Consider the following 5277-nt stretch of genomic DNA (forward strand, 5'->3'; position numbering starts at 1 on the left):
CTAACATATTGCCACTTTTTTATACCGAAATATACACTTTTTGGCAATTTAACAGAGCCTTTTTTAATATTATTTTATCATAAGTTATTAACAATCAAATTGTTAATTTGTTTTTAAGGAATGACTACTTAAATTGGGTGAGTACCATTTAAAATATTCTTCTTTCATGCTTCCTAAATTTTTAACAATTATAATAAAAAAAATTAAGTAAAAACAATAATTAGGTAAATAAAATCTTTACAATTTTCAATAGCTGTATAAGTAATCTTGGGGTAACGAAATGATAAAGTTAAAATAATTGAACCTGACTTTTCAGTCGTTCGATAAGCATACCCATCATTCTCTTGTTGAGACTAGATGAGTTTTTGATATAAAGGGCATATTCATCAAGCGTGAATAAGGCGATAACCATTCCTTTCAGGGCATTGCGGAACTTAATGTCTTTTTGAACGGAGTTTTCAATTAAAACCAATTTTTTCTCGATCGAAAATGAGCTAAAATCGATTCTGTTTTTGACTAAATAATTAATAAATGAGGCAACAAAAATATCGTTTTGCAACTTTAAGATAGGACGAAGTACTTGATTTTGAAACAATTCGTCGGAAGATGTTTGTTCAGATATTTCTCCAATAGGATTTCCTCTGAATTCTTTTAAAAAAATATCACGTTCTTCCATCTTTTTTTCTTTAAAATTATAAAAAAAAGAGATAGAATTAACTTTTACAGGCTAATAAAATTTATCTAAGATATTTTTTCTCTACATAAAAAGTAGCGAAGGGTAGAAGGGAGGCACCTAGAATAACCAAAGACGTTTTATAAGTCCATTCTTGAGATTTTATAAGTAAAATGGTCAATAAAACATAGCTGATAAATAATAGACCGTGCGTCATTCCTACTGGATACAATAAAGCTTTATACAATTCTATATTCGACGGTTTAATAAAAAGCATATTGAAAAATAACACTAAATAAGAAACTCCTTCAAGAATGGCAACGTTTTTCAAAATTCTTAGCATAACATAATTTTCTAAATTCGAACGGCAAAACTAAGGAATAACATTGATTTTAGATACATTAATTACTAAAGTAAATTACTTTTGCACAAAACAATTGAAAAATGAGCAAGCGAGATTTAAAAAAATACCTTTCAGAACTCAATAAAACCCAGCTCGAAGAACAAATTATTGAGTTGTATGAAAAGTTTAATCCGGTGAAAGTCTATTACGATTTTGTTTTCAACCCGAAAGAGGAAACCTTGCTCAAGGAATGTAAAATTAAGATTTCGAATGAATATTTCCCCCAAAGAACTTCAGGAAAACCGCGAAAACCTAAAATGCGCCGTTCGGTAGCTCAAAAATACATCAAACATTTTATCCTTTTGGGAGTAGATTCTTTCATTATTGCTGATGTGATGCTTTATGCCATTGAAATTGCTCAAACTTTTTCTGCAGAAAAACTAATTAAATCTGAATTGTTTTATAAGAGTATGTTGAATTCGTATGGTCAAGCCGTTAATTTTATGATTGCCAACGGAATAGTGAATGAATTCAAGGCTAGAATTATTGCAATAAATAACCAGCCTATTGCTCAAAACTGGTATAATGCACCCGAATTTGAGGCTATTTTGGAGCGTTTGGAATAGAAAAATCTGACTTCATAATTGATTTTAGTTAACTCTTATTCTTTTTTTACACGAATATTTAGTGGAATAACTCTTTTTTAGGTGTATTTTTGCAAAAATCCATCAAAAGCAATGCCTCAAAACACTCTAGAAACAGAAATTGAAGATAAAAAAGAACTTTATTCGTATCAAAAAGGCGATATTGAAGCTATTTTTGAACGTCTAGACAATGCACCTTCTAATCATCATTTATTGTATCAATTGCCTACAGGTGGTGGGAAAACTGTAGTTTTTTCAGAAATTGTTCGCCAATATTTATCCAAACACAATAAAAAAGTGGTCGTTTTGACTCATAGAATTGAGTTGTGTAAGCAAACTTCAAAAATGCTAAAGGGTTTTGATGTAAAAAACAAAATCATCAATAGTAAAGTCAAAGAACTTCCTGATCAGAACGATTATTCATGTTTTGTGGCAATGGTCGAGACCTTGAAAAACAGAATTAATGACGAAAAACTACATCTAGACAATATTGGTTTGGTAATTATCGACGAAGCGCATTATAATTCGTTTCGAAAATTGTTGAGTTCTTTCAAAAATGCATTTATTTTAGGAGTTACTGCAACGCCCCTGAGTTCGAATATCAAATTGCCAATGCACGAGAATTACGATGAATTGATTGTTGGAGACAACATTAGTTCTTTAATCGAAAAAGGCTTCTTGGCCAAAGCGATAACCTATAGTTATGATGTAGGATTGACCTCTTTGAAAGTGGGTATCAATGGTGATTATACCGTAAAATCATCGGATGATTTATATACCAATATGGCCATGCAAGAGAAATTATTACATGCTTACACGGAAAAATCTTTAGGCAAAAAGACGTTGATTTTCAATAACGGTATTAATACTTCATTGTATGTTTACGAAACCTTTCGCGAAGCGGGTTTTGCTATTCGTCACCTGGATAACACTAGCAGCAATGAGGATCGAAAAGATATTTTACATTGGTTCAAGCACACTCCCGATGCTATTTTGACCTCGGTTGGAATTCTTACCACGGGTTTCGACGAACCAACGGTAGAAACCATAATTTTAAACAGAGCCACAAAGTCATTGACATTGTATTTTCAAATGATTGGTCGTGGTTCGCGTAAATTGCCAAAGAAAGATAGTTTTACAGTAATTGATCTAGGAAACAATGCAGCACGTTTTGGTCTATGGAATGAACCTGTAAATTGGCAACATATTTTCAAATCGCCCGAGTTTTATCTTGAAAATCTCCGCGATGATACTGAGATTGAACTGTATTTTAAATACACAATGCCACCAGAATTGCGCGCCAAATTTAGCAAAACCGAAGTGGTGACTTTCGATGTCGATGAAGAACACAAATTAGCTATTGCTCAAAATTTGCGTTCCAAAGTGGTTCTGGAAAAATCTTTAGAACAGCATGCGGCAATGTGTGTGGATAATACAGAAGAATTAAGAGATGCAAAAGCTTTATTAAAAGAGTTGGATCCTGATATAGAATGCCGATTGAAACGCTATTCTAAATGTTTGAGTCAGTGTAGTAAGAACTATCGCGAATGGTTGATTGAGGACTACAAGCTGAAATTAACACTTTTGATAGGGAAGAAGTATCGCGAAAAAATTATGAACGAAGCAGATTAAAAATAGTTGGCAGATTTCGGTCCCGAAAGTTTTCGGGAGCAGATCTCAATTGGGAATCGAAGCTTGCGCGGATAATATTAAAACCATTAATCGTCCCTTCGAGTGATTTTAAATAATAATGCGACAGTTTTATTATTTAAAATTGTATCGAGAAGCTTATTTCAAAACAACAATTTATACATTATTACATCAACAAAATGGCAAAACAATTCTCTGATTTAGGAATCCAAGAATCCATCATAAAAGCACTTGATGATTTAAAAATTGTTGTGCCAACCGAAATACAACAAAAGGCAATTCCATTACTTTTATCAACCAAAACAGATATAGTAGGTCTAGCTAAAACAGGAACAGGTAAGACAGCTGCTTTTGGTTTACCAGTACTTCAGTTAATAAATAGTAATATAAATGTAATTCAAGCAGTTATATTAGTTCCAACTCGTGAATTAGGACATCAAATTTACACCAATTTAGAAGCGTTTTCAAAATATTTGCCTGAAGTTTCTATAGCGGAAATTTGCGGTGGAATCCCGATAAAACCTCAAATAGAAAGATTAAAGTCACCCACACATATTGTTGTCGCAACACCAGGAAGATTGATTGATTTGATTCAACGCAAAGCCATCAATTTGAAAGAAACGCAATTTTTAGTTTTGGATGAAGCAGATGAAATGGTGAGCATTCTCAAAGAAGGTTTAGATGAAATCATTGCCGAATTACCTAAAAACCGGAGAACATTGCTTTTCTCGGCTACAATGCCCGGAACCATCAAACAATTGATACAGAATTATTTGAACAAAAATGTAGTTCAAGTTAGTGCTGATATGCAAACAGCAGGAAATCAAGGAATTGATCACCAATACATTGTAGTGGATCCTATTGAAAAACTGAATGTTTTAATGCATTTTCTGATGACCAAAGAAGGCGAGCGAGGCATTATTTTTTGCAAAACCAAAGCAGCAGTCAACAAATTGGCTAAAAACTTAGCAATTAATCGATTTTCATCAGGAGCTTTGCATGGAAGTTTGTCACAGGGTATTCGAGACCGAATTATGGAGCAATTCCGTGAAGGACACATCAATACATTAGTAGCGACAGATTTAGCAGCCAGAGGAATTGATGTAAAAGAAATCTCCTATGTAGTCAATTATCATTTGCCAGATACCTATGAAAACTATGTTCACCGCAGCGGAAGAACCGCTAGAGCAGGAGTAAAGGGACTTTCGTTAACCGTTTTACAGCAAGAAGAAGTGGCTGAAATTGCCGATTTTGAAAGAGAATTGGGAATCAAATTTTCTAAATTCCAAAAACCATCTGCCGAGAATATCGAAGAAAACAATACATTATTGTGGGCAAAGCAAATTTTCAAAACCAAACCGAATCATGAGGTTTCGCCTGATTTTAAGAATAAAGTCAAAATTATTTTTCATCATTTAACCAAAGATGAATTAATCGAAAAATTATTGGCCAATCAATTGCTGCAAACTAAAGTGGATTCAACTAGAGAAAAACCTGTTAAAAAATTCAAAAACTAATATTTTGCCTTGAGTTATATTGTACTTTTATAAACAAATCACTTTTGTAAAAGATTAGATATGCAAATAGTAATAATAGGAGGCGGTTTTGCTGGCATCAATGTAGCTCAAGAACTAGCCAATCACAAAGGTTTTGAAGTAACTCTTGTCGACAAAAACAACTATAATTTTTTTCCGCCACTTATTTATCAGGTTGCCACGGGATATTTGGAACCTTCAAGTATTAGTTATCCTTTTCGAAAATTCTTTGCGGGTAAAAAAAACTTGCAATTTCGTTTGGGCGAATTGCAAAGAGTACTACCTGCAGAAAATAAAATTATAGGAATAGGCGCTTAGAGCACCCTTGTTATCTATTGATTTTATTGATATTTATTCAAATTTCACCATCTTTTTCATTAACACATCGAAGATTGTCCCCATATTTGACCTTCTATTGTATCTAAAATGGTA

5 protein-coding genes and 1 pseudogene are annotated in these 5277 nt (G+C 33.0%); 4 read left to right on the plus strand and 2 right to left on the minus strand.

What is annotated here, in order from left to right; translation table 11 throughout:
- Positions 1 to 289: 289 nt before the first annotated feature.
- Both ACIQ1E_RS13735 and ACIQ1E_RS13740 read right to left on the minus strand, forming a co-directional pair.
- Positions 290 to 676: a glyoxalase gene (locus ACIQ1E_RS13735; protein WP_396171903.1), complete on the minus strand. Its 387-nt coding sequence runs from the start codon at positions 674 to 676 to the stop codon at positions 290 to 292.
- Positions 677 to 737: 61 nt separating this feature from the next.
- A complete protein-coding gene (locus tag ACIQ1E_RS13740; RefSeq protein WP_396171905.1) occupies positions 738 to 1016 on the minus strand; it encodes a DUF3817 domain-containing protein in 279 nt (92 codons plus the stop codon).
- Between the two features lie 101 nt (positions 1017 to 1117).
- On the opposite strand from ACIQ1E_RS13740, the gene ACIQ1E_RS13745 reads away from it, so the two are divergent.
- The 4 genes and pseudogenes from ACIQ1E_RS13745 to ACIQ1E_RS13760 all read left to right on the plus strand — a co-directional run.
- Complete coding sequence (locus ACIQ1E_RS13745; protein WP_396171906.1) at positions 1118 to 1642, plus strand: DUF6155 family protein; 525 nt, start codon at positions 1118 to 1120, stop codon at positions 1640 to 1642.
- 111 nt (positions 1643 to 1753) lie between these two features.
- Entirely contained in the window at positions 1754 to 3292 is a 1539-nt protein-coding gene (locus ACIQ1E_RS13750; RefSeq protein ID WP_396171907.1) for a DEAD/DEAH box helicase, read from the plus strand.
- Between the two features lie 197 nt (positions 3293 to 3489).
- Positions 3490 to 4827, plus strand: a complete 1338-nt coding sequence (locus ACIQ1E_RS13755; protein ID WP_396171909.1) for a DEAD/DEAH box helicase — start codon at positions 3490 to 3492, stop codon at positions 4825 to 4827.
- A 60-nt stretch (positions 4828 to 4887) separates the two neighbouring features.
- Positions 4888 to 5148: pseudogene (locus ACIQ1E_RS13760) on the plus strand (FAD-dependent oxidoreductase); the annotation flags it as partial.
- Positions 5149 to 5277 lie beyond the last annotated feature (129 nt).

The sequence above is a fragment of the Flavobacterium sp. genome, from assembly GCF_044348915.1.
Classification (GTDB): Bacteria; Bacteroidota; Bacteroidia; order Flavobacteriales; family Flavobacteriaceae; genus Flavobacterium.

Coding starts and splice junctions, on each gene's coding strand:
- ACIQ1E_RS13735 (WP_396171903.1), bottom strand. CDS start 676: ATGGAAGAACGTGATATTTTTTTAAAAGAATTCAGAGGAAATCCTATT.
- ACIQ1E_RS13740 (WP_396171905.1), bottom strand. CDS start 1,016: ATGCTAAGAATTTTGAAAAACGTTGCCATTCTTGAAGGAGTTTCTTAT.
- ACIQ1E_RS13745 (WP_396171906.1), top strand. CDS start 1,118: ATGAGCAAGCGAGATTTAAAAAAATACCTTTCAGAACTCAATAAAACC.
- ACIQ1E_RS13750 (WP_396171907.1), top strand. CDS start 1,754: ATGCCTCAAAACACTCTAGAAACAGAAATTGAAGATAAAAAAGAACTT.
- ACIQ1E_RS13755 (WP_396171909.1), top strand. CDS start 3,490: ATGGCAAAACAATTCTCTGATTTAGGAATCCAAGAATCCATCATAAAA.